The organism is Fictibacillus nanhaiensis (genome assembly GCF_049537595.1).
GTDB lineage: Bacteria > Bacillota > Bacilli > Bacillales > Fictibacillaceae > Fictibacillus > Fictibacillus nanhaiensis_F.
In genome coordinates this window covers 577,193-602,843 of the sequence record NZ_JBMULM010000001.1, presented here as the reverse complement: position 1 = coordinate 602,843, position 25,651 = coordinate 577,193, and the positions used below count along the sequence as shown (strand labels likewise).

30 protein-coding genes are annotated in these 25,651 nt (G+C 38.7%); 9 read left to right on the top strand and 21 right to left on the bottom strand.

Annotated elements, in window-relative coordinates:
- Positions 1-33 precede the first annotated feature (33 nt).
- On the bottom strand, positions 34-1,197 hold the full coding sequence (locus ACOZ9X_RS02945; protein WP_423416958.1) for an iron-containing alcohol dehydrogenase: 1,164 nt from the start codon (positions 1,195-1,197) through the stop codon (positions 34-36).
- 196 nt (positions 1,198-1,393) lie between these two features.
- Here ACOZ9X_RS02945 and ACOZ9X_RS02940 point away from each other — a divergent pair, with 196 nt between their 5' ends.
- Complete coding sequence (locus ACOZ9X_RS02940) at positions 1,394-1,630, top strand: DUF378 domain-containing protein (protein WP_423416957.1); 237 nt, start codon at positions 1,394-1,396, stop codon at positions 1,628-1,630.
- Between the two features lie 40 nt (positions 1,631-1,670).
- Here the strand turns inward: ACOZ9X_RS02940 and yugI are convergent, their stop codons facing one another.
- The 4 genes from yugI to ACOZ9X_RS02920 all read right to left on the bottom strand — a co-directional run bounded on the left by yugI (position 1,671) and on the right by ACOZ9X_RS02920 (position 6,324).
- Positions 1,671-2,090: a S1 domain-containing post-transcriptional regulator GSP13 gene (gene yugI / locus ACOZ9X_RS02935; protein ID WP_066397183.1), complete on the bottom strand. Its 420-nt coding sequence runs from the start codon at positions 2,088-2,090 to the stop codon at positions 1,671-1,673.
- Positions 2,091-2,170: 80 nt separating this feature from the next.
- Positions 2,171-4,087: an asparagine synthase (glutamine-hydrolyzing) gene (gene asnB / locus ACOZ9X_RS02930; RefSeq protein WP_423416956.1), complete on the bottom strand. Its 1,917-nt coding sequence runs from the start codon at positions 4,085-4,087 to the stop codon at positions 2,171-2,173.
- A 229-nt stretch (positions 4,088-4,316) separates the two neighbouring features.
- Positions 4,317-5,699 (bottom strand): class II fumarate hydratase, encoded by a 1,383-nt coding sequence (locus tag ACOZ9X_RS02925; RefSeq protein WP_423416955.1) that lies wholly within the window; start codon positions 5,697-5,699, stop codon positions 4,317-4,319.
- 469 nt (positions 5,700-6,168) lie between these two features.
- On the bottom strand, positions 6,169-6,324 hold the full coding sequence (locus ACOZ9X_RS02920) for a sporulation protein YjcZ (protein ID WP_082861470.1): 156 nt from the start codon (positions 6,322-6,324) through the stop codon (positions 6,169-6,171).
- Between the two features lie 429 nt (positions 6,325-6,753).
- Here ACOZ9X_RS02920 and ACOZ9X_RS02915 point away from each other — a divergent pair, with 429 nt between their 5' ends.
- Complete coding sequence (locus ACOZ9X_RS02915; RefSeq protein WP_423416954.1) at positions 6,754-7,632, top strand: alpha/beta fold hydrolase; 879 nt, start codon at positions 6,754-6,756, stop codon at positions 7,630-7,632.
- An 81-nt stretch (positions 7,633-7,713) separates the two neighbouring features.
- Here the strand turns inward: ACOZ9X_RS02915 and ACOZ9X_RS02910 are convergent, their stop codons facing one another.
- The 4 genes from ACOZ9X_RS02910 to kynU form a co-directional block, all read right to left on the bottom strand.
- Positions 7,714-8,847 (bottom strand): conserved virulence factor C family protein, encoded by a 1,134-nt coding sequence (locus ACOZ9X_RS02910; protein ID WP_423416953.1) that lies wholly within the window; start codon positions 8,845-8,847, stop codon positions 7,714-7,716.
- Between the two features lie 6 nt (positions 8,848-8,853).
- Positions 8,854-9,153 (bottom strand): hypothetical protein, encoded by a 300-nt coding sequence (locus ACOZ9X_RS02905; RefSeq protein ID WP_423416952.1) that lies wholly within the window; start codon positions 9,151-9,153, stop codon positions 8,854-8,856.
- Between the two features lie 136 nt (positions 9,154-9,289).
- Complete coding sequence (kynB, locus tag ACOZ9X_RS02900; protein WP_423416951.1) at positions 9,290-9,916, bottom strand: arylformamidase; 627 nt, start codon at positions 9,914-9,916, stop codon at positions 9,290-9,292.
- Positions 9,917-9,928: 12 nt separating this feature from the next.
- Complete coding sequence (gene kynU / locus ACOZ9X_RS02895) at positions 9,929-11,200, bottom strand: kynureninase (protein ID WP_423416950.1); 1,272 nt, start codon at positions 11,198-11,200, stop codon at positions 9,929-9,931.
- Between the two features lie 103 nt (positions 11,201-11,303).
- On the opposite strand from kynU, the gene ACOZ9X_RS02890 reads away from it, so the two are divergent.
- Positions 11,304-12,473, top strand: coding sequence for a CapA family protein (locus ACOZ9X_RS02890; protein WP_423416949.1), 1,170 nt, complete (start codon positions 11,304-11,306; stop codon positions 12,471-12,473).
- A gap of 48 nt (positions 12,474-12,521) precedes the next feature.
- Here the strand turns inward: ACOZ9X_RS02890 and ACOZ9X_RS02885 are convergent, their stop codons facing one another.
- The 4 genes from ACOZ9X_RS02885 to ACOZ9X_RS02870 all read right to left on the bottom strand — a co-directional run bounded on the left by ACOZ9X_RS02885 (position 12,522) and on the right by ACOZ9X_RS02870 (position 16,177).
- Positions 12,522-12,671 (bottom strand): hypothetical protein, encoded by a 150-nt coding sequence (locus ACOZ9X_RS02885; RefSeq protein WP_191752102.1) that lies wholly within the window; start codon positions 12,669-12,671, stop codon positions 12,522-12,524.
- Between the two features lie 92 nt (positions 12,672-12,763).
- Complete coding sequence (locus tag ACOZ9X_RS02880; RefSeq protein WP_423416948.1) at positions 12,764-14,083, bottom strand: Na+/H+ antiporter family protein; 1,320 nt, start codon at positions 14,081-14,083, stop codon at positions 12,764-12,766.
- Positions 14,084-14,228: 145 nt separating this feature from the next.
- On the bottom strand, positions 14,229-15,719 hold the full coding sequence (locus tag ACOZ9X_RS02875; protein WP_423416947.1) for a leucyl aminopeptidase: 1,491 nt from the start codon (positions 15,717-15,719) through the stop codon (positions 14,229-14,231).
- An 80-nt stretch (positions 15,720-15,799) separates the two neighbouring features.
- Positions 15,800-16,177 carry a DUF309 domain-containing protein gene (locus ACOZ9X_RS02870; RefSeq protein ID WP_423416946.1) on the bottom strand — a complete coding sequence of 126 codons (378 nt, stop codon included), beginning with the start codon at positions 16,175-16,177 and terminating at the stop codon, positions 15,800-15,802.
- A 112-nt stretch (positions 16,178-16,289) separates the two neighbouring features.
- Between ACOZ9X_RS02870 and ACOZ9X_RS02865 the strand changes: the two genes are divergently transcribed.
- Together ACOZ9X_RS02865 and ACOZ9X_RS02860 are read left to right on the top strand one after the other, a co-directional pair.
- On the top strand, positions 16,290-16,772 hold the full coding sequence (locus tag ACOZ9X_RS02865; protein WP_423416945.1) for a divergent PAP2 family protein: 483 nt from the start codon (positions 16,290-16,292) through the stop codon (positions 16,770-16,772).
- 13 nt (positions 16,773-16,785) lie between these two features.
- Positions 16,786-17,616 (top strand): cobalamin-binding protein, encoded by an 831-nt coding sequence (locus ACOZ9X_RS02860; protein ID WP_423416944.1) that lies wholly within the window; start codon positions 16,786-16,788, stop codon positions 17,614-17,616.
- Between the two features lie 14 nt (positions 17,617-17,630).
- Here the strand turns inward: ACOZ9X_RS02860 and ACOZ9X_RS02855 are convergent, their stop codons facing one another.
- From ACOZ9X_RS02855 to ACOZ9X_RS02835, 5 genes are all read right to left on the bottom strand, one after another.
- Complete coding sequence (locus ACOZ9X_RS02855) at positions 17,631-18,311, bottom strand: 3D domain-containing protein (protein WP_423416943.1); 681 nt, start codon at positions 18,309-18,311, stop codon at positions 17,631-17,633.
- A gap of 110 nt (positions 18,312-18,421) precedes the next feature.
- The gene (locus ACOZ9X_RS02850; protein WP_191752108.1) at positions 18,422-18,745 is read right to left on the bottom strand and encodes a YuiB family protein; all 324 of its coding nucleotides are present in this window, start codon (positions 18,743-18,745) and stop codon (positions 18,422-18,424) included.
- Between the two features lie 81 nt (positions 18,746-18,826).
- Positions 18,827-18,958 (bottom strand): YuiA family protein, encoded by a 132-nt coding sequence (locus tag ACOZ9X_RS02845; RefSeq protein WP_171005383.1) that lies wholly within the window; start codon positions 18,956-18,958, stop codon positions 18,827-18,829.
- A gap of 225 nt (positions 18,959-19,183) precedes the next feature.
- Positions 19,184-19,672 (bottom strand): NUDIX domain-containing protein, encoded by a 489-nt coding sequence (locus ACOZ9X_RS02840; protein WP_423416942.1) that lies wholly within the window; start codon positions 19,670-19,672, stop codon positions 19,184-19,186.
- Positions 19,673-19,750: 78 nt separating this feature from the next.
- Positions 19,751-20,950: an NAD(P)/FAD-dependent oxidoreductase gene (locus ACOZ9X_RS02835; protein WP_066397232.1), complete on the bottom strand. Its 1,200-nt coding sequence runs from the start codon at positions 20,948-20,950 to the stop codon at positions 19,751-19,753.
- 374 nt (positions 20,951-21,324) lie between these two features.
- On the opposite strand from ACOZ9X_RS02835, the gene ACOZ9X_RS02830 reads away from it, so the two are divergent.
- The 3 genes from ACOZ9X_RS02830 to ACOZ9X_RS02820 all read left to right on the top strand — a co-directional run bounded on the left by ACOZ9X_RS02830 (position 21,325) and on the right by ACOZ9X_RS02820 (position 22,858).
- Positions 21,325-22,302, top strand: a complete 978-nt coding sequence (locus ACOZ9X_RS02830; RefSeq protein WP_423416941.1) for an NAD(P)/FAD-dependent oxidoreductase — start codon at positions 21,325-21,327, stop codon at positions 22,300-22,302.
- Between the two features lie 82 nt (positions 22,303-22,384).
- On the top strand, positions 22,385-22,558 hold the full coding sequence (locus tag ACOZ9X_RS02825; protein ID WP_423416940.1) for a hypothetical protein: 174 nt from the start codon (positions 22,385-22,387) through the stop codon (positions 22,556-22,558).
- 138 nt (positions 22,559-22,696) lie between these two features.
- Complete coding sequence (locus tag ACOZ9X_RS02820; protein WP_423416939.1) at positions 22,697-22,858, top strand: hypothetical protein; 162 nt, start codon at positions 22,697-22,699, stop codon at positions 22,856-22,858.
- A 53-nt stretch (positions 22,859-22,911) separates the two neighbouring features.
- Here ACOZ9X_RS02820 and ACOZ9X_RS02815 read toward each other — a convergent pair whose 3' ends face one another.
- A complete protein-coding gene (locus tag ACOZ9X_RS02815) occupies positions 22,912-23,268 on the bottom strand; it encodes a HesB/IscA family protein (protein ID WP_144703288.1) in 357 nt (118 codons plus the stop codon).
- A gap of 78 nt (positions 23,269-23,346) precedes the next feature.
- Positions 23,347-23,526, bottom strand: a complete 180-nt coding sequence (locus ACOZ9X_RS02810) for an aspartyl-phosphate phosphatase Spo0E family protein (RefSeq protein WP_423416938.1) — start codon at positions 23,524-23,526, stop codon at positions 23,347-23,349.
- A gap of 312 nt (positions 23,527-23,838) precedes the next feature.
- On the opposite strand from ACOZ9X_RS02810, the gene mqnE reads away from it, so the two are divergent.
- Entirely contained in the window at positions 23,839-24,936 is a 1,098-nt protein-coding gene (gene mqnE / locus ACOZ9X_RS02805; RefSeq protein ID WP_144698346.1) for an aminofutalosine synthase MqnE, read from the top strand.
- Between the two features lie 39 nt (positions 24,937-24,975).
- Here mqnE and ACOZ9X_RS02800 read toward each other — a convergent pair whose 3' ends face one another.
- A complete protein-coding gene (locus ACOZ9X_RS02800) occupies positions 24,976-25,650 on the bottom strand; it encodes an NAD(P)H-dependent oxidoreductase (protein WP_423416937.1) in 675 nt (224 codons plus the stop codon).
- Position 25,651 lies beyond the last annotated feature (1 nt).

Genomic DNA, 25,651 nt, shown 5'->3' with positions numbered 1-25,651 from the left:
CCTCTTTTTATATGGCTTGCATTTACAGGTGGATTATAAAGACATTCTCAAAATGTTGAGTACATCTTCTTTATTCTGTTTCTTGAAGTTCCCAAACTCACCTCTTGCCATTGCTTTATCTGCAATGAGCTCTAGTTTTGAATCATCAATGTCATAGTCTTTTAAAGCATTTGGAGCCCCAAGTGACGTCCAGAACGCAGAAAGACGATCAATGCCTTCAAGAGCGACTTCTTTATCTGACTTTCCTTCTGTTTCAACATTAAATACGCGCACTGCAAGCTGCTTAAAGCGAGCAACATTCGTATCCACATTATGTCTCATCCAGTTAGGGAAAAGAATAGCTAAACCGCCAGCATGCGGAATATCATAGACTGCTGAAACTGCGTGTTCAATGTTATGACTTCCCCAGTCACCTCGAACACCCATTTGAAGTGTACCGTTTAGTGCCATCGTTCCGTTATAAAGGATTGTTTCGCGCAACTCATAATTCTCAAGATCATCTAAAAGCTTAGGTGCTGTTTCCATCACTGTTAATAGAATGGATTCTGCAAAGCGGTCTTGTAAAGGTGTATTTGTCGCGTTATGGAAATATTGTTCAAATACATGCGACATCATATCTACCATTCCATAGATCGTTTGGTCTTTAGGTACTGAGAACGTATAAGTTGGATCTAAAATCGAAAATTTAGGGAATACAAGCGGACTTCCCCAACCATATTTCTCTTGCGTTTCCCAGTTCGTGATAACAGAACCTGAGTTCATTTCAGATCCTGTTGCAGCAAGTGTAAGAACTGTTCCAAAAGGAAGTGCATCTTCTACTTGAGCTTTTAAAGTAATAATGTCCCATACATCTCCATCATACTTTGCTCCAGCTGCAATAGCCTTTGTACAGTCAATAACACTTCCACCACCTACAGCTAAAAGAACATCGATGCCCTTTTCTTTACAAATCTCTACCCCTTTACGGACAGTAGACACTCTCGGATTTGGTTCTACACCTGAAAGCTCACTAACCTCAGCATCCATCTTTTTCAGTTCATTCATGACTTCATCAAACAAACCGTTTCGTTTTATACTTCCTCCACCATATACAACGAGGACTTTCTTTCCGAATTTCCCTAGTTCGTCCTTTAGTGTTTGAATTTGATTTTTACCAAATACTAATCGAGTTGGATTGTAATATATATATTCGTTCATCGATATCTCTCCTTCTTACTTGGTTAATCCGTATTATGTCGGACATGAAATGTAATGTAAAGTAATTAGCTTACCGAATACTAGCATGTGTTTTTATCCTTTGTTTCATGCTACAGAATTAGGGAATGAATAAAAATAGGCAACAATTGACACCCTAAAGAAGCTTTGTCTATTCATATAAAGAGGAGGTAATGACATGAGTGGTTTACAGCGCTTCGCACTTGCTTTAGTTATTATTGGAGCTATCAATTGGGGTCTGATTGGTTTCTTCCAATTCGATCTAGTAGCCGCTATTTTTGGAGGTCAAGACGCTGCTCTTGCCCGAATCGTTTATGGCTTAGTTGGCCTTTCAGGTCTATACTGTTTAACATTATTGTTTAAACCTTCTGAAGAACTTAGCTCAGAAGGCCGTACTGAACATAACCGTGTATAAATGGCATAAAAAAAAACCTCTCGGTTGAGAGGTTTTTTAATTACTTTTTAAGGCGCTTGTTAAGTTGAGCCTGACGATCAGTAGACTCTTTCAACCAATCTTTAAGTTTTGCTTCAAGAGTGTTGAAACCTTTGTTAGCGTCTTGATTGTTTGTGTTGCTCTTTTTGTTATTGTTGTTGAATCCACCAGGACGGCGTTCTTTTTTAGGTGCAGGAGCTGGAGCTTCCTGTGTTTGTCGGATGGACAGTGAAATCTTCTTGCTGTCTTCGTCAACAGAAAGAACCTTTACTGACACAACGTCACCAACACTCAATGCATCGTTAATATCTTTAACGAAACCATGTGAAACTTCAGAGATGTGTACAAGACCTTGTACATTATCATTTAATGCAACGAACGCACCAAAAGGCTTAATGCCTGTAACTTTACCTTCAACAATGCTACCTACTTCAAAATTCATGAAAACACTCCTAACTATTTTTTAACCTGTTAAGTATAACATAACTAAATCGTACAAGCAAAACTAATAAAGAGAGTGTTTTATTGACTTGAGACCGTCATTTCAAGAATTTGTTCATGCTTCGGTGTGTGGTCTTTACCAAATTGATATATTTTCTCAACATTTATTTGATGCCATAACATGAACATGAGCACTGTCCATATTTTTCTGCTATAATCGCCTCTCCCATTTCGGTGCCCTTCAAGCAGATCCAATACCACATCTTTATTTAAATATTGTTCTGTATGGCTTGAATGAATCAGTTGTTTAGCCCAATCGTACATCTCATTTTTTAACCAATGTCTGATCGGAACAGGGAATCCTAACTTACGACGATGCAAGACAGAATCTGGAACAATTCCGTTCATTGCTTCTCTTAATGCGTATTTTGTTGTTCCGTTCGTTACTGTGAGACTAGGGTGCAATCTTGAAGCTACATCAAATACTTCTTTATCAAGGAAAGGTACCCTCAATTCAAGCGAATGAGCCATCGTCATCTTATCAGCTTTAACGAGAATGTCGCCTCTCATCCAAGTATGCAGATCAATATATTGCATTTTATGAACATCGTGAAAAGCTCTTGCTCCATCATACAATGGCTTTGTTACATTTTTATAGTTATAAGCAGGACGATATTCTTTTAGGAGCTTGCTCTTTTCATTCTCTGAGAACATTTTCGCATTACCAATATATCGTTCTTCGATGGTCATACTTCCGCGTTCCATGAAACTCTTTCCTTTAACACCTTCAGGTAAAACACTTGCAATAGCAGCTAATCCTTTTGCAAGACCTTTTGGCAGTGAAGAAAGATGCCTTAGCGAGTGAGGCTCGTGATAGATGTTGTAGCCTCCAAACAACTCATCTGCACCTTCTCCTGACAGAACAACCGTTACATGTTTGGCTGCTTCACGCGCAACAAAATACAGAGGAACAGCTGCAGGATCAGCAACTGGATCATCCATATGCCAAATAATCTTAGGAAGTTCTTTTATAAATTCTTCAGGTTTTACGAGATAGTGAATGTTTTCAACGTTTAGTGCAGCCGCTGTTTGAACCGCTACATCAATTTCACTAAAACCTTCTCTTTCAAATCCTACCGTAAAAGTTTTTAACGAAGGATGCAGTTCACTTGCTAGAGCAACAATTGCACTTGAATCAATTCCTCCTGACAAGAATGCTCCTACCGGAACGTCAGAACGCATATGAACTTTCACAGAATCGCGCATGACAGAACGAATTTCTTTCTTTGCTTCTTCAAGTGTTAAGTTACTTGGTTTAAAGCTAGGCTTCCAATACGAGTGAATAGAAATAGGTCTGCCTGCTTTTTTTACAAAATAATGCCCTGGTTCAAGCTTTTTAATTCCTTTTGTTAAGGTCATAGGCTCAGGCACGAATTGATATGTTAAATAATGATGAAGTGCTTCAGCATCTACTTCTTGTTTCTGCTTAACAACGGTTATACTTTTCTTTTCCGAAGCACAGTATAGACCTTCCTCATCCTCAAGATAGAAAAAAGGTTTGATTCCAAAACGGTCTCGTGCTCCATAAAGTTCTTTCTTTTCTTTATCCCAGATTAAAAACCCGAACATTCCTCGAAGCTCTGTAAATGCTTTTTCTCTTCTTTCACTGAATAAGGCAAGAATAACCTCAGTATCAGAGTGAGTTTTAAAGCGAAACCCTTTATCTTCTAACTCTTTTCTTATTTCAACATAATTATAAATTTCACCATTAAAGATAATCCAATAACGGTCATCTTCGTACGAAAGGGGTTGTTTACCACTTTCAATATCAATGATACTCAAACGGCGAAATCCGAAACGAACATATTGATCTACAAAATGACCACTATCATCTGGACCTCGGTGAGTAATGATATTTGTCATATTGATTAATTGTTCCGTTTCTTTTTGTTCTACCGTCTCAGGCGTGTTTAACATATATCCAATAAAACCGCACATTTTCAAGTTCCTCCCCAAAAACAGTTCAAATGTCCACTTTTCATTTATTAAACCAAGTTAACTAATTGGTTTTCCAGAATATTATTTATTTCCCTTTATATGTGAATGAACTTCTCTATTATAACTCTGTAAATTCCAATCTTCACTAATTATTTGTTAATAATATGAAAAACAAGGAATCTGTACTAGATTTGTCGAGAAAAGCGATTTAAAAGTTACAATACTATTTTTAAATCATTGAATTTGGGTCTAAGATTCGGTCTGCATCTTCTATAGATAAGATCTTTTTTGTTACTAGCACTTCTTTTAATGTTTTGCCTGTCTCAAAACTTTCCTTGGCCACTGCTGCTGCCCTTTCGTATCCTATATGAGGGTTTAAAGCAGTTACAAGTGAGAGACTCTGCTCGAGCCAATTTTGAATATTGTCTTCATTTGCTTTGATATCTTTTAAACATTTTTCAGTAAATATCGTCATTCCATTGCTTAAGATCTTGATGGATTGAAGCACATTAAAGCCGATGACAGGCATCATTGCATTGATCTCTAGCTGACTTCCAATCGCTGCTGTAGAAACACATCCATCATTGCCTATTACTTGTGAACAGATCATATACATATTCTCTAATATTACTGGGTTGATCTTCCCTGGCATGATTGATGATCCTGGCTGAACAGCGGGTAGCATGATTTCAGCAAAACCTGTTCGAGGACCGCTGCTCAACAATCTAAGGTCGCTTGATATTTTGATAAGATGAACAGCTAACTCTTTTAGATGGCCGCTTACTCGAATCGCTGCATTCGTGTTTTGCATAAACGCATATGTATTATCACTTTTTGTAAATGGCAGATTGGTTTTCTGAGCGATCTGTCTTATCGCGAGTTCCGCATAATCAGGGTGAGCATTGATTCCTGTTCCTACTGCATTTCCACCCAGCCCTAGTTCATATAAAAAAGTTTCTGAGTGTTTCAAAGCATGTTGAACTGACTCTAAAGTTCCTCTGTAACCTTTGAATTCACTTCCTAGTCGAATAGGAACAGCATCCTGCAGATGTGTTCTGCCAGCTTTTATAATCTCATGAAATTCAGTCTCTTTTTCCCTTAACATTTGAATCAACCGACTTAGAGCAGGGTAAAGCGTTTCATGAAGTTCAGTTGCTACAGATATTTGTATAGCTGTAGGAATCGTATCATTAGTGGATTGTGACATATTTACATCGTCGTTTGGATGAACAAGTGAATAATCTCCTATTTCTCCGCCTAATAATTCAGAAGCGCGTGAAGCAAGTACTTCATTCATGTTCATATTCTGAGAAGTTCCAGCTCCTGCTTGATAAGCATCTACAACAAATTGATCTCTCCACTCTCCTTTTATAACTTCATCAGCTGCTGATATAATGGCGTTCGCTTTTTCATCACTTAATGCCTTACACTCTTTATTCGCGAATGCTGCACTACCTTTAATAATGGCTTGTGCTTTAATAAAAGAGAACGGTAACCGAATACCGCTGATCGGAAAGTTTTCAACCGCACGTTGAGTTTGAGCTCCGTAATAAGCCTCTTTTGGAACTTTTACTTCACCTAATGTATCTTTGGCAATCCGAAAGTTATTCAAAGTTTCTACCTCCTTTAATATCCTTATTTCATGTATCCCCTTCTTAAAAAAGATGTAACCCTTTTCCAAAAATCGCTCGCCTAGTAATCGATTTTATTTTACAAAACAAAAAAACCGCCAATCTAGACGGTTTTTGCACTGTGCAGTGAAACGACCACGGCAGGCTCTTTTTTAATGAATTTATGCTCAGTTTGATATCCTGCTTTCTTCTGTTTGAGAAAGGTCTTTTCAGATATTGGACGGGGCCTTGACCAGGAAAGGGAGTCAAGATTTTTCCAATTATCATGTGTAATGATTTCACTCTTGTAATAATAACAGTTGCCGCTCACGTATTCTTCGCAAATATAGCGCACTGTTTGTCGACTATGCATAACATCTCTCCATTTTTTCTTTCATTATCCCCGCATAATCGTTCATCCATACTTAAGCAAAAAAAGGCCTGAAGACCCTACCTCCAAGCCTTAATCTGTTAATCTCTAGTGTTCCACCACCACCAGCCACCAAATATCAAGATGAGAATAAACACTATAATTACTACAGCCCAGACCCAACCGTAGCCATAGCCGCCATAACCGTAAGCTCCGTAAGCATACGGGTAATAGTAAGGATAATATGGAAATGCCATCCTGCTACCTCCTCTTATTTCTTTATGCGTTCTTACTCCTTATTAAAATATGTACGAAGTGGGTAAAGAGGAATAGAGGCAAACGCACAAATTTTGGCAGTCCATTACTTTTTTAAGTGATAAAAGGCTTCTTCACATAAATTGTTGCGTTTAGAACGTTGTTGATTTCCGCTCCAGGTTGCGCGCTTTCCATGGGGCGAACGGTGAGCCTCCTGCCGCTTTGCGCCTTTAGGAGTCTCCACCTGACCGCTCGTCCCATAGGAGTCCGCAACCCTACGCTACAATCAACTTGCATAGAAGAATACAAAACATCTGCAAGCCCATTTTTTTAGAACCACGTCTAAAAAAGAGGAAATAATTTCTCCTTGTATCTTAAGGGTTGTTTGGTGAAACTACTCATAGAATTCTGCGGACGGAGGTAAGACATTCATGGCTGTTAATGAAAATCATATTTTTTCTCCAGGATATCGAATAAATGTTAATGGTGTTCAAATTTATTATGAATACTTTGATCATGAAGATCCTGATGCAAAAGTAGTTGTTCTCGTGCATGGATTTTTGTCTTCTACGGTCAGCTTTAGAAAGTTACTTCCATACTTGACGAAAACATATAAAGTTGTATCTCTTGATCTCCCAGGATTTGGGCAAAGTGAAAAATCAACGAGTTTCATCTACAAATTATCTAATTATGGTCAACTGATCATCGACTTTTTAGATAAATTAAACATTCAAAACGTGATATTGATCGGTCATTCTATGGGTGGCCAAATCTCTATGCATGCTGCAAAGAAATCTCCAAAAAGAATTGAAAAATTAATTCTTCTTGGCTGTTGTTCATATGTAAAAAGAGCGAGCCGCTCTTTAATCGCATGCTCTTACCTTCCATTGTTCACTTGGGGAATACGCAATTGGATACAAAGAAAAGATGTAAAAGAAAATCTACTCTCTGTGTTGCATGATTCAAAGCTGGTTACGGAAGAAATGATTGAAAGTTATAAAAAACCCATTAGCGAAGTAGCGTTCACCCATTCATTGATTAGGTTGTTACGCCAACGTGAGGGTGATATGTGCTCTCAAGATTTAAGTCAGATTAAGCAACCTGTTTTAATGCTATGGGGCAAAGAGGACAAAGTTATGCCAGTTAAAACAGGTTATCGTTTAAAACATGATCTTCCAAGCGCTGAACTTATCGTATATGAAAAATGCGGCCATCTGCTGATGGAAGAAAAACCTCAAGAAATATGTAATGAGATTAAACGTTTCATTGAACTAGGCATCAACCAAGGTTTTCAACAAGAGACATCTTAGTTTCATCATTTTGATGTTATTTATAAAAAAAAGAGGCTAAAGCCTATGTGTTGATAGGCTTTGCCTCTTTATTAATCTTTATTACTGTTCACGACTCTTTGTCATCTGTTGCCACACTGTACCCGCTGCTGCTTCTCCACTTTGGATACGTTCGATCGCAATTTTCACTTGAAGTGATACTTCAAACTCAGGATCATCCTGAGCAGCTTTTAATGCAGGAAGTGCTGTCTCATCTCCTACTTCAAATAAAAAGCGAGCTGCTCTCCATCGAACAAGTTTATTCTTGTCAGATAATGCATCACACATGACGGGTATCGCTTTTGCATTCCCTAGATCAGATAGTGCATCACCAGCTGTACGTCTTACCGATACATTCTTATCTTGCAGAGCTAGATAGAGAAGGGGAAGCACAGCTTCATCTTCAATCATCCCTAAGTAAACAACAGCCAAACGTCTTATAGAAGGCTTTTCATCTTTTAAAGCCTGTTTTAATACCATAACATCATCGATTGATGGGTTTATTCGTTCTAATGCCGCGTAGCGTGTCTGCCAATCAGAGTCACGGAGTTGTTTTGCTACTTCTGAAGTGGAAAGACTTTCGACTCCTAAGTCTTGTTCGGTGTTTGAGCTATATGCTTGTTTTACTAATTGATCTAAACGTTCTTGCGGATAGACGGCCGACAGTTCTTCAGCCACTTCATTGCCTACTTGTTCAAACGTTCCATAGCGTACACCTTGCTCTTCCCATTGCCTTTCCATAACAAGGTTATCGGAAGAATCTTGAGCCTCTAATGCAGCTTTGGCGAAACGTTCTGCAAGACCCACTCGTCTCTCTTCTTGCTCGGTTTTAAGTTTGATCTGCATAGGAAGACCTCTAAACATTTGAACAAGAACTGTAATTTCTTTTATTTCATCTTCTTGTTGAGTCTGTTGACCAGAAGGATCATTCAACTCTTCTTCTTGGCCAAAAACAGATCTAACACCTGACAAAACATCTTCCCATTTCGCACGCGAATTTCGTTCCAATGCTATAAAATCTGCAACATGATAAATGCTTTTAACTCCATCCACTTTAAGGATCTCCTGAATAAAAGCAGGAGCATGCTCTGCCTCTTCTTTTGTATAGTTATAACGTTCAGTGCCTGGCAGTGTTTCAGACAGATTGATCTTCATTGAATTTGGACTTGGAGTTGGTTCAATTCCTGTAATTTTCATCTTCACTCACTCCTTTTCATGTTTAAGATCTATTTTCAGTAGATAGTTGTTGATCTGATCTTTTTCTTTATCTGTAAATTTATATTCACAATCGACACCCTCATCGTGAGCAATAATTTCTTGTAGCTCACCATTTCCATCATAGACAGCTAAAGCACTCGGCTCATGAAGTCCTTCGGGCAGTACCTCAACATTTTCTATCTCAAAAGAAAGGTATACATTTGTCCAAGGTCCAACCTGAACAACATCATGTCCTATAAAATGTAAGCTTCCTTCAAAATAATGGGTGAATCCATATTTGTACATAGCTGTCCTCCAAGTAAAATCTCTCTTGTCTATTATAAGGAACAATAGATAAAATCTCAAAACATGCAGGTTTTCATTGGAGATCGTCGTAAAAAGAAAAGCAAACACAGCATTTTGTGTTTGCTTTCTATACTAGTTATTTAGTTAGTTCTCTAAGTATGGCTCTCACTGGACTTCCGTCTGCCTCATTAAGGGCAAGTGGCAGAGCAACAAGTTCATACTCTCCTTCAGGCACTTCATCTAATACAAGACCTTCTAAAATATGAATGTTGTGTTCATAAAGAGCATGATGTGCATCAAGCTCTTTGCTATCTAAGGGATCAACCGAGGGCATATCCACACCGATCAAGCAGACTCCAAACTCGTAAAGAACTTGAACAGCTTCTGGTGTGAGAGGTACGATTTCATTCGGAAACACGGACCGATCTTTCCAGCATCTTGTCTTAAACAGAACTCGTTTCGTACCAGCTTGCAGTTTATCTTTTACGATCTCTGCGGTTATCTCTTTCATATTCGTCACATCAATAACCATTGATCGTCCTATATATAGTCTGAGGTCCAAACTCCCAACTCTTTCGCCGCTATCTATAAAATGATATGGTGCATCAATGTGAGTACCGACATGTGTACTCATCTCCACTTTTCCAACGTTCACAGATCCAGAGTCGTCTTTCGTCCAAGCAAGGTCGAAGTGATATGGCGTATCTCCTGGCCAACCCGGTACACCATTATATAACGGCATCGATATATCATATAATTTCACGTTCACCACTCCTTATGCGATGACTTCTCTTTTATTTTCATATTTCTCATATTCACGATTGTTCATGACTTTACTTAAGATTTGGACTGCCTCGTATACATCCTGATAAGAATTATACAATGCAACTGGAGCTAAACGAATAATGTTTGGCGCTCTAAAATCTGGAACGATGCCGTTTTCTTTTAGTGCTTTACAAATTCGTGCAGCGTCATCGTGCATAAGAGCCACATGACCGCCTCTTCTTTTATCATCTAGTGGATTAACGATCGCAAACTCATTTTTGATCTCTTGATTCAACAAATCCATGAGCAGAGTCGTTAATTTTAAAGATTTTGTTCGAATTCGATCGATCTTGGCTTCTTCAAAAATAGATAACGATCCGATCAATGGTGCAGTACTCAGCATATGTGGTGTTCCAATTTGAAATCCACCCGCAGAATTCTCCGCATCAAAATGGTGGTCCATATCAAACTGCGTTTCTTTTTTACTCCCAAACCATCCAGAAAGCCCTGGGGTTTTCGTGAAATGTTTTTTATTGACGTACAATCCGCCGACTCCGCCTGGTCCAGCATTTACATATTTGTAATTGCACCAAAAAGCAAAATCAACTCCCCATTTACTCAATTCATGAGGAAGAGCTCCAATCGAGTGACAAAGATCAAATCCGATTGGTATATTCCTTTTGTGAGCTTCACGCGTTAAATGTTCTATATCTAACAATTGCCCGCTTCTGTAGAGAACAGAAGGAAGTAAGATCAGAGCTACATCCTCTGTCATCTTATCAATGATATCTTGTTCATCCAGTGTTAAACCATTCTTGCTTCCTACTTGGATCAAATCGGTGTCAGGATTTAACCCCTTTAATTTCAACTGACTTTGTAACCCATATATATCAGAAGGGAAAGTGAGCTCATCTGCTAGAATCTTCGTTCTTCCCTCTTGCGGTTCGAAAAAAGTGGCAACCATTTGATGAAGATTTACAGTAGTTGAACCTGTAACAATGACCTCTTTATCTTCTGCTCCAACGAGTAAGGCTAGCTTTTCAGCAAGTTTTTCACTAAGTGTAAACCATGGGTATTTACCACCCATCCATCCGTCTATCCCATGCTCTTTCCAGTCATTTAATACGTCTAACAAAGACTGTTCTGCACGTTTAGATAGAAGTCCTAGAGAGTTTCCATCGAGATAGATCGATTCATCCCTTGTATAGAACTCTTTTTTAAAAGAAGCTAGTTCATCATTTTGGTCCATTTGTTCTACGATTTGCGCTGTGATTTGTCTCATTTTGTACTTTCCTCCCGAATGCAAGAATTGGAACCGTTTTCAATACAGAGTAATTTGACATATACATATCCCCACATCTTCCATTATGATAGACACAAAGGGGGTGTTACCACTGAAACGTCTTTGGTGGTTCACAGGAATTGTAGTCGTATTTTTTTCGACAATCGCATTTATATATATGTATAATAACGCAGATTTACAAACGGTAGAAGAAAAAAAGATACCGAAACAGGAAAATAGAGCCGAACCAAAAGAAATAAAAACAGAGCCGATCACTCCTCAACCTGAAGAAAAAACAACGGATCTTACACTTGCTGCGATCGGTGACATCTTGATTCATGATACGGTCTATAATAAAGCAAAAACTGCAAATGGCTATGACTTTAATCGTAACTTCTCTCTAGTAAAATCATATTTATCCGAGCCTGATATTACGATAGCAAACCAAGAAACAATGATTGGTGGTACACAACTTGGTCTATCCTCATACCCATCGTTCAATTCACCACATGAAGTTGGGGATGCGTTAAAAGCTACCGGCGTCGATTTAGTAACGTTAGCTAATAACCATACACTTGATCGAGGAGAAAAGGCGATCATTAGTGCTTTAAATTATTGGAATCAAATTGATGTAATGTATACGGGTGCCTATTTAACAGATAAAGATCGGCAAAATATTAGGCTGATCAAAAAGAACGACATTACAGTATCTTTTTTGAGCTATACATATGGAACGAACGGGATTCCAGTTCCGACAGGAAAGAATCATCTTGTCAATCTGATCGAAGTAGAACGAATCAAGCGGGACATTAAAGAAGCGAGAACTTTATCAGATGTAAATGTGGTATCTCTTCATTTCGGTAATGAGTATGAACGGATGCCAAATGAGTTTCAAAAGAACATCGTGAAAGTTGTAACCGAAGCCGGTGGAGACATCATCATCGGTCACCATCCACATGTACTGCAACCTGTTAAATGGGAAACCGCAAGTGATGGTTCAAAAACGTTCGTCGCCTTTTCTCTCGGTAATTTCCTATCTGGTCAAAGACGTGAATTTAAGGACATCGGAGGGATCGTTCAACTGAAAGTTACAAAACGTCAAAAAGGACCAGAAAAAAGCATTGAATTAACTGAACCGAAATTTCTTCCAACTTATGTAGATCAACCATTTGTGATCCATCCTATGAAAGACTTACCTGCCATGAAAAAGCCTTATGAAGAAATAAAAACACACATGAAGCAATGGGTTCCGGAACTCACTTTCTTCGAATAATCTCCTTAAAAAAAGCTGACTCCGAATTTTTATTGGAGTCAGCTTCTTTTACTTTCCTTTTGATCTTGGGCTTTGTGTATCTCTTTTTGGAAGTTCATCACTGAATTTTTCATCAGAAAACTCTACATTCGTCATGCTTTCAGTTGGTGTTGAATTATTTTTCTTCGCTGCATCCCAAGAGTGTTTACGTTTTGTCATGGTCTTTCCCTCCTTGTTTTTAGCATGTGTATTTTTCGTAAAAATAATAAAAGAGACAGATTCTTAAAATCTGTCTCTACAAAACGGAATCGTTATAAAACCATCGCTGCAATAAATCCAAAAGCGATCAAAGGGATGTTGTAATGTAAAAATGTCGGTACACACGTATCCCAGATGTGATTATGCTGATTATCAACATTCAGACCAGAAGTAGGACCTAGTGTACTGTCAGAAGCAGGAGAACCCGCATCACCTAGAGCAGCGGCTGTACCAATCAAGGCGATTGTCGCCATAACACTTAGTCCTAATTCTCCAGCTAATGGAACAAAAATGGTTGTTATAATTGGAATCGTAGAGAACGAAGAGCCGATCCCCATCGTTACGAGCAATCCGATAACCAACATCAACAGTACGCCGAGAGCAGTTGAATTTCCGATAAATGCAGCACTATCTTTAACCAATGTTTCAACTTCTCCTGTCTCGCGCATCACGGCTGCAAAACCAGCGGCAGAGATCATAACAAATCCAATGTAAGACATCATTTTCATACCATCAGTCAATATGGCATCTGAAGCATTTAACTTTAGCTGTCCGCTAAAATACAGAACGATGATACCTGATAATGCTCCGAAGATCATTGAATCGGTTTGTAGTTGTACAAACAAGGTAGCCACAATAGCCAAAACAGCTACAAAGATCGAACGAACCGTATAAGATACATCATCAGTTTTTGTCATTCCTGCCGTTCTATCTTCATAATGACGTGGTTTGCGATACGTAATAAAGACAGCGATCAATAGACCAACGATCATTCCTAGAGATGGAATCGTCATCGCAGCAGGAATCTGATCCATCTTTACAGATAGTCCACTATCTTTCATGTTTGTTTGAAGAATCTCATGAAAGATTCCTCCGAACCCTACTGGAAACCACATGTAAGGTGTGATCAATCCGAAAGTAATGACAGTTGCAACTAACCTGCGATCAAGCTGAAGTTCATTTAAAACGTGCAGCAATGGTGGAATAAAAATTGGAATGATCGCAATATGAACAGGAATTAAATTTTGGGAGAATGAAGAAATCATAAGGATGATAAATAAGATAAGTACTTTTGATAATGACTTCTTTTTAGTTTCCCCTTCTTTTCCGACCAAGACGATTGCTTTTTCTACCATCAGTTTAGGAAGCCCTGTGCGAGATAACGCCACGGCAAAACTTCCTAACAACGCATAGCTTAATGCGATGACTGCATTCGAACCTAACCCTTCGGTAAATACTGTTATAGTTTCTGTCAAACCCATTCCTGCAACAAATCCGCCTACTAAGGCTCCGATAAGCAAGGCTACGACAACATGTATACGTAAAAGGCTAAGTACTAGCATAACAGCTACCGCTAATACTACAGCATTCATTTCATTTCCTCCTCAAACAACTTTATTGCTTTATTTCGCTAAATCACTAATATGTTAAACCTTTAACAAATTAACATGGATAAAGGGGATTTGTCAAACATAAAACAAAAACTGGCTCTCAACAGTGAGAACCAGTTTTCCGCTCCTATAAGGCTTTAAAATTTCTTACGAAGTTAACGAGTGTTCGAACCATAACTCCAGTTGCTCCTTTAGGACCTAACTCTGTGGATCTTCCAGAATAGGCGGTACCTGCTATATCTAAATGGACCCAAGGCGTATTTTCAGCGAACTCACCTACAAACAATCCACCTGTAATGGCATGACCAAGTCTGCCTGTTGAGTTGTTAAGATCTGCAACATCACTTGTTTTTAACATATCTTTAAATGGCTGAAAACTTGGAAGGAGCCATAATAGTTCCGCTTCATCCGCTGCAGATTGCTTAATATGTTCATAGAACTCTTCATTGTTTGTTAGAGCACCGGTTGTACAATCTCCTAGTGCAACGACCACTCCGCCTGTTAAAGTAGCAACGTCAACAATATACTTAGCCCCTTGTTCCTTTGCATATGTAATCGCATCGGCTAGTATGAGACGTCCTTCAGCATCCGTGTTTCGAACTTCAATAGTCTTTCCACTCAGTGAAGTGATCACGTCTCCTGGCTTCATAGCCTCTCCGTTGATCAAGTTCTCTGAAGATGGAATCACAAACATGATATTAATCTCAGGCTTCAATCGACCGATTGCCTCCATCGCACCCAATACTGCTGCACTTCCGCCCATATCACTTTTCATCTCATGCATGTTGAGAGCAGGTTTAATGGAATAACCTCCCGCATCAAAGGTTAACCCTTTTCCTACTAAAGCTACATAAGAATCTTCCTTTTTCCCACCTTGATATTTTACCGTGATCAATTTAGGAAGCTGATCTGAACCTTTACTAACCGCAAGTATCGCTCCCATTCCCAGTTTCTCCATGTCTTCTTTTTCAAGGATCTCATATTCCATGCCATATTCAAGCGCCACATCAATTGCTTCAGCAGCAAGATCTGTAGGTGTTAGAAGATTGGCAGGTGTGTTCACAAGATCTCGAGCAAAGTTAATGCCTTTCGCATAAGCAAATCCGCTCGTCAGCCCAGCTTCAACTTCACTGTTTTCTGTATAAACAGTTACAGATTCTAACCGCTTTTGTGGTTCATTCGTTTTCTTTTTGTAGTCTTCAAATTTATAAACTGCTGTACCCGCTGCTTCACTGAAAGCATGGGCAAGCTTTTCAATCGAAAGCTGGTCCGTATGGAACGTATCCAGCAATATAGAAAAGTGTGTTCTCTTTTCTTTTGTGATTTCTTGTACTGCTCTTCCGAACGTGCTTCTAGCTTTGTCATAAGAAAAATCTTCACGCTTTCCTAGACCTGCAAAATAAACTCTTTTCGTGCCGAGCTGACCAAGTGTATTAAGCTTTTTTATGCTTTTTAGGCGATTTGAAAGATCCCCTTCTTTTATAAGATCAGTAATTGTTCCACTTAGTTCCTTATCCATATCTGCCATTACACCAGTAAGTTTGGGTTCCTGAAATAAACCGACCAGTAGGACTTCTTCTTGTTCGCTAGTATTCCAAAGTTGTTTGATCGTAAACATGTTAAAGTTCCCCCTTATTCGTTATAAGCTCTGCTTCTCATTATACTCTTTCTTTTAGAATATTTCGAATTCACAGCGCTTTATTCTTCTAAATTTAAATAAAGTTTTGGAAGAACAGGCAGTTGAACAACTTCTTCAAATTCCACTCTGTCCACATCATTAGGGATAACTTTAAGGCACTGTTCAATAAATAATAGTACTTTCTCCACATTCAACTGCCAATGAATTGGTTTATACGGAGTTAGATATCCTTTAGCCACCCTCATCATTTGTCTAGCTCCTTTGAGGTTTCCATATTCATAATGATAAATAGCAACCGTCATCTGGAGCAATCCTTTAATAAACAGGTTACTGCGGTCAGTGAGCCACACTTCTTCTAATAGATCGTGACCTGTGTAATAATCTCCATCATTAAAAACAATGAAGAATTCATAATACTCCTCCGGAAAATACTCCATTCTTGTTTCCTCCTTCAATCCATGTTACGCAAAGATTGAACTAGTCCTAAATCGGGTAACAACTATCTAAAACAGCCATACTATAAACCACCCTATTGAAAGGATAATCCTCATGCCAGATATTCTATCGAACTTCCCATTAATAGCAGCTTTACTTGGTGTATTTTCTGCACAATTCTTAAAAATCCCTATCCATTTTTATCATACTAGAAAAATTAGATGGGAGTTATTTATTAGTACAGGAGGAATGCCTAGTTCACACTCAGCAGCTGTTACTTCATTAGCTACCGCCGTTGGAGCCTTACACGGAATGGGTTCAACTCTCTTCGCCATCGCTGCCATGTTTGCAATCATCGTCATGTACGATGCAAAAGGTATCCGTTGGCATGCAGGAGAACAAGCAGCCGTATTGAATGACTTAGTAGAAGAATTCAGAAACCATGTGAGGGAATCAGAGAGATTTCAAGAAAAAAAGGTGGAAGAACAAAGAAAAGAATTAAAAGAACTTCTTGGACATCGTCCTAGTGAAGTATTCTTTGGCGGACTTCTTGGAATTCTTCAAACATTACTCTTATCATGGTTGTTCATATCATAGGAGGTTCTTCTCTTTGAGAATCATTTCAATTTGCCCAAGTAACACCGAACTGTTGTATTATTTAGGATTAACTTCAGAGTTGATCGGAGTCGATGACTTTTCAGATTGGCCAAAGGATATCGAAAAACTTCCGAGATTAGGTCCAGATCTATCGATTGACATGAACAAACTTCAATCTCTAGAGCCCGATCTTGTACTAGCCAGTTTAAGTGTACCTGGAATGGAGAAAAACATAGAAGAATTGGAACGACGCAGGATCCCACATGTCATTTATAATCCTCAAAGTCTTACTGATATCCAAAAAGATCTGCTCGATCTTGGCAAAAGAACAAATAAGATGGCAGAAGCTAAAAAGGTAACTGAATGGATGAAGAATGAGATCAATCAATACGAGAAAATAAGCAACTTCATAAAAAACAGAAAAAAAGTATATTTTGAATGGTGGCCAAAGCCCATCTTTACGCCAGGTAAAGTGAATTGGCTCACAGAGATCGCTTATCTTGCTGGCGGAGAAAACTTGTTTCATGACGTAGAATTGGCAAGTGTACAAACAACATGGGAAGACGTGGTTCACCGTAAGCCAGATATCATAGGAATGGTTTGGGTCGGTGTTAAAACAGATAAGATGCAGATTTCACATATTCAAAAACGAGAGGGCTGGGACCATTTGGAGGCTGATCTTCGTACTGAGATCTTCAAACTTGAGGAGTCCCTCTTCTGCCGTCCATCACCACGCTTAATCATCGGTATGAAACGATTAGCTGCGCTTATACATCCGAACGATTTTCCTCCTTTCTTACCAGAGGAAGAAGAGAGCTACATAAAGAAGCTTCAGGTCACGTAAACCTGAAGCTTTTATCATTTATATAAGTATTGCTGCCTAAACACTTGCATGGACTTTTCTTCGTTTAGATCATTCAGTTCATTCTCTGTAATCTTTCCGTCTCCACGCTCGACTATATACACATCAATATTTTTCTTGCCCCACTTCTTATACACTTCGTCTACCGTGTTATAGAATAGATCTAACCTGTTCCCTTTAATGGCTGATCCCGTATCTGCAACTACTCCATATCCGTATCCGGGAATCCATAGAACCGTACCGATCGGAAAAACTGCTGGATCTGCTGCTATGGTAGAGTAAAGGTCTCTTCTCACCTTTAATCCAGATTTGGTGATTCCGTATGCAGGATGACTTTTCGACTTACCTGTACTTTCCTGACCTGCCGTGTAGCCTGTTGCTGTCACATGAACAGAAGGATATTGAGTAAGGTTCATCTCATCTTCAAGAGATCGCTGTTTCACCTCAGCAGATGAAAGCATCAAGTTAGGCTTATAAATGGTAGGCAAAGTCTTTAAAGACTCTGTTAAAACACTAAGTGTTGACGCAACAATCTTGTTGCCTGATTGTTTTTTATCTAACCAAGTCGCTAGATCATCTGCCTCTACACCAGAAATGGAACGAAATGTTGTAAATACAGCACAAATAAATAGGATAACGATCGTGGTTCGTTTTACAATTTTTCTTACAATCAACAAAAATTGTCCACTCCTCTCCTATCTATTCCTTCCCCGGCTGGTTGTTATGTATACCCGTTTGAAATAAAAGGAAAAAAAGTGCAAATAAAAAAACCCCTAAAAAGAGGTTTTTAAAACATCTGATAACCGCGTACTCGAAGCATTTTAATAGCAACTCCGGATAGAATCGCACCAATCAATCCGAATGCAAGTATCGTAATATCTGATGCTGATAAATTTAAAAGATCACTTCCAAGTAATTGAAAGCTCGTACCTGGCTTAGTAAAATACTCGAAAAAACGAATGTCATCTACTATCATTATGACGACTATTGGGTATAGAATAACCATAAACCAAGTAGCACGTAAGAGCATGTTAAACAAGAAACCGATTCCAAAGAACAGAACCATAAAAAGCAACATTGAAATAATGAATTGCGGCAATAGCAAATCCATGATGTAGACACCCCCATATATCTGAAGTTAGTTTACTAAACGGGGGCATATACGTCAATCGTGTTTGAGAGCGTTACTGTTCTAAGCTCTTTTTTTGCCGCTTCCGCAGCATTCCACACACGTTTCAGATCCTCCAAGCAAGAGCTGAAAATAACCTTTCCCCTCACAGTATGGACATTGATCATGTTTTTTCTGAATCGCATGTTTCCTCATGTTGTAACACTCCCTCTTTTTTGTTTAAATTTTCAGATAATAATAACAAGGAAATGAAGGATTGAAAAACCGGTTTTAAAGCGAAATATAGCAATGTAAGCGTCATCATCATGAACATTCTTTAATTTTCAGAATATTTCGTACATTTTTGTTATTCCCTCTATAAAAATAATCAGAGCTCTACTGAAGGCTCTGATCGAAACTCTCTCTATATGTAAAACCTGACTATTCTTGTCTGCAATCCATAATCTTATAAGTGGTATAACCAAATACATCTCCAGGATTAATTGTATCTTCTAGAAACTTCACTTTTCTATCCATAAAGTAATGAACCATTAGAGAAGTATCCGGATCTGTTCTTAGTTCTTCAGGCTTCATGAACGCAGCCGTTTCAATTTCACTTGAATGCTGTGAAAGGTCTCCCTGCTTTTTTTTCAATAAAAACACAACCATATTATCACTAGTTGTTTCTTTTATAACTCCTGAACGTATACCAAGTATGGTACTAACTTCTCCAAGGATGCCTGTCTCTTCAAAAACTTCACGAACAGCAGCCTCGTCAACCGTTTCTCCTGCATCTACAAAGCCAGCTGGTATGGACCATTTCCCCTTAAGTCCGCCATAGTTCTTTTTCACAACAAGCCATCTTCCATCCTCGTCAATCAGAAGGCCAGCTGCTGCAAGCCATATGTTTCCTCTGTCTTTTTTCGTCATTTAGCACGCTCGCCCTTTCCCAATGTAATAAAAAAGAACAGAAGCTTTACGCTTCTGCTCTTAGTTTACCATTATCCATTAAAACAGTTTTAATTTACCTTTTTTAATAACCATCGGTACCCCACCAAGTAAGAACAGGTAACGGTTATCAATTACTTTTTTCATTGCAGATGCAGTTGCACCGAATAATTTCTTGTTTCCAACTTTACCAATCGCTTCACCTTTACCTAGGGACGCAACTGTACCTTTAATATCAGGTTTAAACTCTTCAAGCTTTCCACCGTTCATCAATGCTTTGATGTTACGGCCAATTGTGTAAGCTTGCTGAATAGCGATTTGAGCTGTTGGAGGATATGGACGGTTTGCTTCCTCATCGATGATAAGTGCACAATCTCCTGCAACAAAAATATAATCAAATCCAGGCATGCGAAGATCTTTGTCGACTTTAACACGTCCGCGCATTGTCTCGAATCCAGCTTCTTCAACTAAATGGTTACCACGAACTCCACCAGTCCAAACGATTGTAGCAGCTTTGATCTCTTCTCCATTTGCAAGAATTACACCATCTTCATTACACTCTTTGATCGGTGTGCTTACAAGGAATTCAACGCCACGACGTTCTAGGTTATTTATCGCATACTCAACAAGTTCTTCATCAAATCCAGGAAGTACTGTTGGAGCAGCCTCAATGTTCACGATACGAACTTTTTCACGAGGAATATCATACTCACGGCAAAGCTCAGGAACACGGTCAGCAAGTTCACCAACGAATTCAATTCCTGTAAATCCAGCTCCACCTACTACGATTGTAATAAGTTCATCAGGTTGTCCTTCGTTATTGTAACGAGCAAAAGAATAATCAATATGCTCGCGAATTTTACGAACAGAGTTGATGCTGCGAATACTGAACGCATTTTCTTTAAGACCTTGGATACCGAAAGTTTCAGGATCAGAACCAAGAGCAATAATTAAGTAGTCGTATGTTAATTCTTGATTATCTAAGATAACTAACTTTTCATCTTTCTTGATTTCCTTAACAGTATCTTGAACAAAGTTCACTTTGTTCATGTCGATAATGTTATCGATCATGATACGTGTTTTGTCATGATGTAAAGTTCCAGCTGCGTTCTCATGAAGCCACGTTGTTTGGTAATGATAGTTGTGCTTATTTACTAAGGTGATCTCAGCTTCGTCAGAACCTAGCTCTTTTTGTAAACGTACAGCTGACATGATTCCGCCGTAGCCGCCGCCTAATATTAGAATTTTTGGCTTACTCATTTAAATTCACTTCCAGTTCTCATTTTTTTTAGTTTGACCTTTTCAATCATTAAATATGATGGAAAGGAATAGATTGTGATATATTTCACGTAATAAGATATAAATAAATGCAAAAAACGTTCGAAATTTCGACATTTTTTAACCATACACCCTCATCTTATTCCTTTTTTCTTGTTTTTTCAACCCTTTTTTCGATATGATGATGTTTCAAATTCTTGTGGAGTTTGCCTTTCTTATCATTGTCTCGATTGTCAAAATCTACAAACAAAAAGAGGACTTTGGGCTTCCTTCAAGAATGTAAAATGAGAGATACTACGTTCTGGTCAGAACATATTACATGTTCATCAGTCATAAATCTAGAAGAGGTGAAAGTTATGACAAAAGAAATTTATGATATCACAATTATTGGTGGAGGACCTTCAGGCTTGTTTGCTGCATTCTATGGTGGCATGCGTCAGATGAAGGTGAAGATCATTGAGAGCATGCCTCAACTGGGCGGTCAGTTATCTGCTCTTTATCCAGAAAAGTACATATATGATGTTGCCGGGTTTCCCAAAGTACTTGCTCAAGATCTCGTTAATAACCTGAAAGAGCAAGCGATGCAGTTCAACCCAACAGTGGTATTAGAGGAATCAGTGCAAAACGTTGAAAAAAATGAAGAGATCTTTGAATTAACAACAGATAAAAATGTTCATTACAGTAAGGCAGTATTGATTACGGCTGGCGTAGGTGCATTTCAACCTCGTCGTTTAGAACTAGCAACTGCTCAACAATACGAAGGCAAAAATCTGCATTATTTTGTGAATGATCTGAACGCATTCGCAGGAAAACGTGTATTAGTTTGTGGCGGAGGAGATTCTGCTCTTGATTGGTCATTAATGCTTGAACCTATCTGTCCAGAAATTACTTTAACCCATAGACGTGATAAGTTTCGTGCACACGAACATAGTGTTGAGCAACTGATGAATTCAAAAGTTTCTGTTAAAACACCTTATCAAATAAAAGAGCTGATCGGTGATGGAGATACAATCTCAGCCGTTGTTCTAGAAAATGGGGATATTAAAGAAACGGTTGAAGTGGATGCTGTTGTCGTAAACTATGGTTTTATCTCGTCTCTCGGTCCAATTAAAACGTGGGGCTTAGATATACAAAAGAATTCAATTGTTGTAAATTCCAAGATGGAAACAAACATTAAAGGAATTTATGCAGCTGGTGATGTATGTACGTACGATGGCAAAGTAAAGTTGATCGCTTCAGGTTTCGGAGAAGCGCCTACAGCGATTAACAATGCAAAATCCTATATTGATCCAAACGCGAAGACGCAACCTTTGCATAGCACAAGCTTATTCTAAACTTAAGTTGGCGCAGGGAGAGTTCCTGCGCCAATTCATTTTTTTAATCAAGTACCTATTGTTTTAAAGGAGAAAGTAGAAAATGAACAGACAGTTTACTGAAGAAGAAATGCATGTCGCTGACTGCCTTCAAGAGATGCAAAGGATCATCAATCAGTTACATATCACAGACGAATCCTTTCTAGAAGATTCGAAAAGAGAACTTCCACGTTTAACAGAGTTATTGCAAGAGCTAGAAAAATACACGGTGGAATAAATTGCTATAGATAATAAACATCTCATTTGTTATTATTGTTGTGAGGCGGACAAGTGCCGCTGACTGATATGAACTTTTTACCCGGTGTTGGCGCACCGGGTTTTCTTTTATCCTTTTATAGATAAGGAGAATTACATAATGGAAACAAACTTAATTCTTGGAATTGTTTTCTTTATACTGGGTACCTTTTTGATGCCACTTGGTTTAAGAGAGCAACAAAAGCAAAAGAAAGTTTTACTTATTAGTGCTGCTGTCTTATCAGATATACTTGGCGTACTTTTTATCTTTAATGTTCTTTAGCTCAAAAAAAGCTCCTGCCTCTTTTTCTAGAGGCAGGAGCTTTTTTAGTTGTGTTAACACTCTTCTGGTGTTCCAGCGTTTGTTGCTGTACGGAATGATGATCCACAGCCGCATGACGCGATTGCGTTCGGGTTTGTAATCGTAAACCCTCCACCCATCATGTTCTGTTTAAAGTCAACAACCGTTCCTTTTAGAACTTTCGCACTTTCTTCATCCACTACTACGCGAATTCCTTCAATGATCTCTTCTTGGTCTGAGTCACTCTTATCACTATCAAAACCCATCCCATAAGAAAGACCTGTGCATCCTCCGCCTTTTACTGCTACACGGAGAAATTGATTTTGATCTTCTTCATCAGCAAGCATCTCTTTAATTCTACTCGCTGCACTCTCTGTTATTTCAACGATCATCATGATCACTCCTCTAATAAGGATCTATATCTATAGTATAACGACTCTTAAATAAGCCCTCAAGGAATCGGCTTTACATTAATTATCTTTTTGCTGCATCTCCATGATCTTATTATGTGTCTCATCAATTTTTCTACTATAATTTAGCACCATGGGATGCTGCAGACCTAACGCGTTCGCCGCCTGTATCATTTTATTACGCAATGCCTCTAATTGTTCGATCTTCTCAAGTCTAGTGGCTGGTATTGTGGCTTTCATTTTTGTCACTCCACTCTTTGTTTTCAACATATCCGTTCCTTTTATTTTACATTTTTTCTATTTATTAGACAACGAGTCGCTCGTAAAAAAACAAAACTTTTTATATACAACCTACCTGTAAAAAGCAGCTTCCCTTGTCGTACAGTTTGAATAGGATTATAATGATTATGCAATTAAGACATGTATTGAATTTTCATAATACATAAGTATTCGTATAAATTTGGTAAAGAGAGAGTGTCGCTTTATGCCTATCTCTTAAAAAATTGTGTACATCATCCGAACATTTCATTTGAAAAATTAGGGGGATTAGTAATGGCAAATATATTAACGCTAGATACGCGCATGGAGGCAATCGCTGAGAAGGTTACTCACGGTGAGCGTCTTTCTATTGAAGACGGATTATATCTTTATGAAACGAACGATCTTTTGAGCGTTGCTTCCTTAGCAAATGAGGTAAACACGCGTAAGAACGGGGACCACGTTTATTTTATCGAAAACTTGTATATCAATCCAACAAACGTTTGTGAAGCCACTTGTAGTTTCTGTGGATTTAAGCGTAAGCCTGGTGAAGAAGGCGCTTATACAATGAACGATGAGCAGTTGTTGAGCTATGTTGAAAAGCGGTGGAACGATAATATTCGAGAGTTTCACATCGTAGGTGGCCACAATCATGAAGTGCCATTCGATTATTATCTAGATACGATCCGTACTTTAAAGAAACATTATCCGCAAGTCACGGTTAAAGCATATACAGGTGCCGAGATCGAATTCTTCTCTAGAATCGCTGGACTTTCAATGAAGGAAGTATTAGAAGAATTGATTAAAGCGGGTCTTGATACGATGCCAGGCGGTGGTGCTGAAATCCTTACAGAACGTTACCGTTTAAAAATGAGCCCAGACAAAGCATCGACTGATCAGTGGCTAGAAGCACACGAAATCGCTCATGGATTAGGGTTAAAAACTCATGCAACCATGTTGTACGGATCTATTGAGACGAAAGAAGAACGTCTCATTCATATGGACCGCTTGCGTCAACTTCAAGATTCAACGAACGGATTCATGGTATTTATACCGCTAGCTATGCAGCCTCGTACACAATCAATGGGGTTGATGAGAAGAACTTCCGCTTTTGATGACATGAGAACAATCGCGATAAGCCGACTCATGCTAGATAATTTTGACCATATCAAAGCGTATTGGATCAACATTGGCGTTCAGTTAACTCAAATGGCATTAACGTTCGGTTCTAGTGACATTCACGGAACGTTGATCGAAGAACGTATCTCTCATGCTGTTGGAGCATTAACATCGTCAGGTATCACGCGTAAAGAACTTGTACATTTAATCAAAACAGCTAACAAAGTGCCTGTAGAACGCGATACATTCTATAATATCATCCAAAAATACTAAAAAGTGGAGGCCAATGTGCCTCCACTTTTTTTCTGTCCATTACTTAATCCATTTCACAACATCGTCCATATTTTGACGAACTTTTGGACGAGGCTCGTTTACGCGATAACCGAATCCTACCATAACCGCTACTTCGAAGTTCCCGTCTTCAAGCACACCTTCTTTTTCTAAGATAGCCTGTACTTTCTCTTGATCAAATCCTTCAATCGGGCAAGAATCAATACCAATCTGTGCAGCTGCTGTCATCATATTTCCTAGTGCAATATAGACTTGTTTTGCCGCCCAATCGAACATAGCACGATCGTTTCCAAGAAGCTTAAAGTCAGATTCTAAGAATGTCTTGTAGAACCCACTGATCGCTTCATATGCTTCTTCCGGAAGATTCTTCACTTCTGTCATCATATGCTCAATGTATTCTGAATCGTAAACCATATCTTCTGCAGTTCTTGCGAGCATCACGACATAGTGACTCGCTGTCGGTAATTGCTTTTGTGCACCCCAAGAAACAGGTTTCAACTGTTCGCGTAACGCTTGGTCTTGAATAACAACAAAACGCCAAGGCTCAAAACCAAACGAACTCGGCGAAAGACGTCCTGTTTCTAAAATAAATGCAAAGTCGTCATCTGAAATTTTCTTCTCTGGATCAAATTCCTTTGTCGCATGTCTAAACTGGAATGCCTCTAAGATCTCTTGTTTTTTAGCTTCTTTATTCATG

Excerpts from the sequence above, each read along its gene's own strand:
- ACOZ9X_RS02865 (WP_423416945.1), top strand. The coding sequence starts at position 16,290 with ATGCCAGATATTCTATCGAACTTCCCATTAATAGCAGCTTTACTTGGT.
- ACOZ9X_RS02835 (WP_066397232.1), bottom strand. The coding sequence starts at position 20,950 with ATGAGTAAGCCAAAAATTCTAATATTAGGCGGCGGCTACGGCGGAATC.
- ACOZ9X_RS02905 (WP_423416952.1), bottom strand. The coding sequence starts at position 9,153 with ATGTACAAATATGGATTCACCCATTATTTTGAAGGAAGCTTACATTTT.
- ACOZ9X_RS02845 (WP_171005383.1), bottom strand. The coding sequence starts at position 18,958 with ATGAGGAAACATGCGATTCAGAAAAAACATGATCAATGTCCATACTGT.
- ACOZ9X_RS02830 (WP_423416941.1), top strand. The coding sequence starts at position 21,325 with ATGACAAAAGAAATTTATGATATCACAATTATTGGTGGAGGACCTTCA.
- ACOZ9X_RS02945 (WP_423416958.1), bottom strand. The coding sequence starts at position 1,197 with ATGAACGAATATATATATTACAATCCAACTCGATTAGTATTTGGTAAA.
- ACOZ9X_RS02820 (WP_423416939.1), top strand. The coding sequence starts at position 22,697 with ATGGAAACAAACTTAATTCTTGGAATTGTTTTCTTTATACTGGGTACC.
- kynU (WP_423416950.1), bottom strand. The coding sequence starts at position 11,200 with ATGAGACAAATCACAGCGCAAATCGTAGAACAAATGGACCAAAATGAT.
- ACOZ9X_RS02815 (WP_144703288.1), bottom strand. The coding sequence starts at position 23,268 with ATGATCGTTGAAATAACAGAGAGTGCAGCGAGTAGAATTAAAGAGATG.
- ACOZ9X_RS02840 (WP_423416942.1), bottom strand. The coding sequence starts at position 19,672 with ATGACGAAAAAAGACAGAGGAAACATATGGCTTGCAGCAGCTGGCCTT.
- asnB (WP_423416956.1), bottom strand. The coding sequence starts at position 4,087 with ATGTGCGGTTTTATTGGATATATGTTAAACACGCCTGAGACGGTAGAA.
- ACOZ9X_RS02850 (WP_191752108.1), bottom strand. The coding sequence starts at position 18,745 with ATGGATTTGCTATTGCCGCAATTCATTATTTCAATGTTGCTTTTTATG.
- ACOZ9X_RS02915 (WP_423416954.1), top strand. The coding sequence starts at position 6,754 with ATGGCTGTTAATGAAAATCATATTTTTTCTCCAGGATATCGAATAAAT.
- ACOZ9X_RS02885 (WP_191752102.1), bottom strand. The coding sequence starts at position 12,671 with ATGACAAAACGTAAACACTCTTGGGATGCAGCGAAGAAAAATAATTCA.
- ACOZ9X_RS02940 (WP_423416957.1), top strand. The coding sequence starts at position 1,394 with ATGAGTGGTTTACAGCGCTTCGCACTTGCTTTAGTTATTATTGGAGCT.
- ACOZ9X_RS02800 (WP_423416937.1), bottom strand. The coding sequence starts at position 25,650 with ATGAATAAAGAAGCTAAAAAACAAGAGATCTTAGAGGCATTCCAGTTT.
- yugI (WP_066397183.1), bottom strand. The coding sequence starts at position 2,090 with ATGAATTTTGAAGTAGGTAGCATTGTTGAAGGTAAAGTTACAGGCATT.
- ACOZ9X_RS02825 (WP_423416940.1), top strand. The coding sequence starts at position 22,385 with ATGAACAGACAGTTTACTGAAGAAGAAATGCATGTCGCTGACTGCCTT.
- ACOZ9X_RS02920 (WP_082861470.1), bottom strand. The coding sequence starts at position 6,324 with ATGGCATTTCCATATTATCCTTACTATTACCCGTATGCTTACGGAGCT.
- mqnE (WP_144698346.1), top strand. The coding sequence starts at position 23,839 with ATGGCAAATATATTAACGCTAGATACGCGCATGGAGGCAATCGCTGAG.
- ACOZ9X_RS02870 (WP_423416946.1), bottom strand. The coding sequence starts at position 16,177 with ATGGAGTATTTTCCGGAGGAGTATTATGAATTCTTCATTGTTTTTAAT.
- ACOZ9X_RS02810 (WP_423416938.1), bottom strand. The coding sequence starts at position 23,526 with ATGAAAGCCACAATACCAGCCACTAGACTTGAGAAGATCGAACAATTA.
- ACOZ9X_RS02880 (WP_423416948.1), bottom strand. The coding sequence starts at position 14,083 with ATGAATGCTGTAGTATTAGCGGTAGCTGTTATGCTAGTACTTAGCCTT.
- ACOZ9X_RS02910 (WP_423416953.1), bottom strand. The coding sequence starts at position 8,847 with ATGAAAATTACAGGAATTGAACCAACTCCAAGTCCAAATTCAATGAAG.
- ACOZ9X_RS02875 (WP_423416947.1), bottom strand. The coding sequence starts at position 15,719 with ATGTTTACGATCAAACAACTTTGGAATACTAGCGAACAAGAAGAAGTC.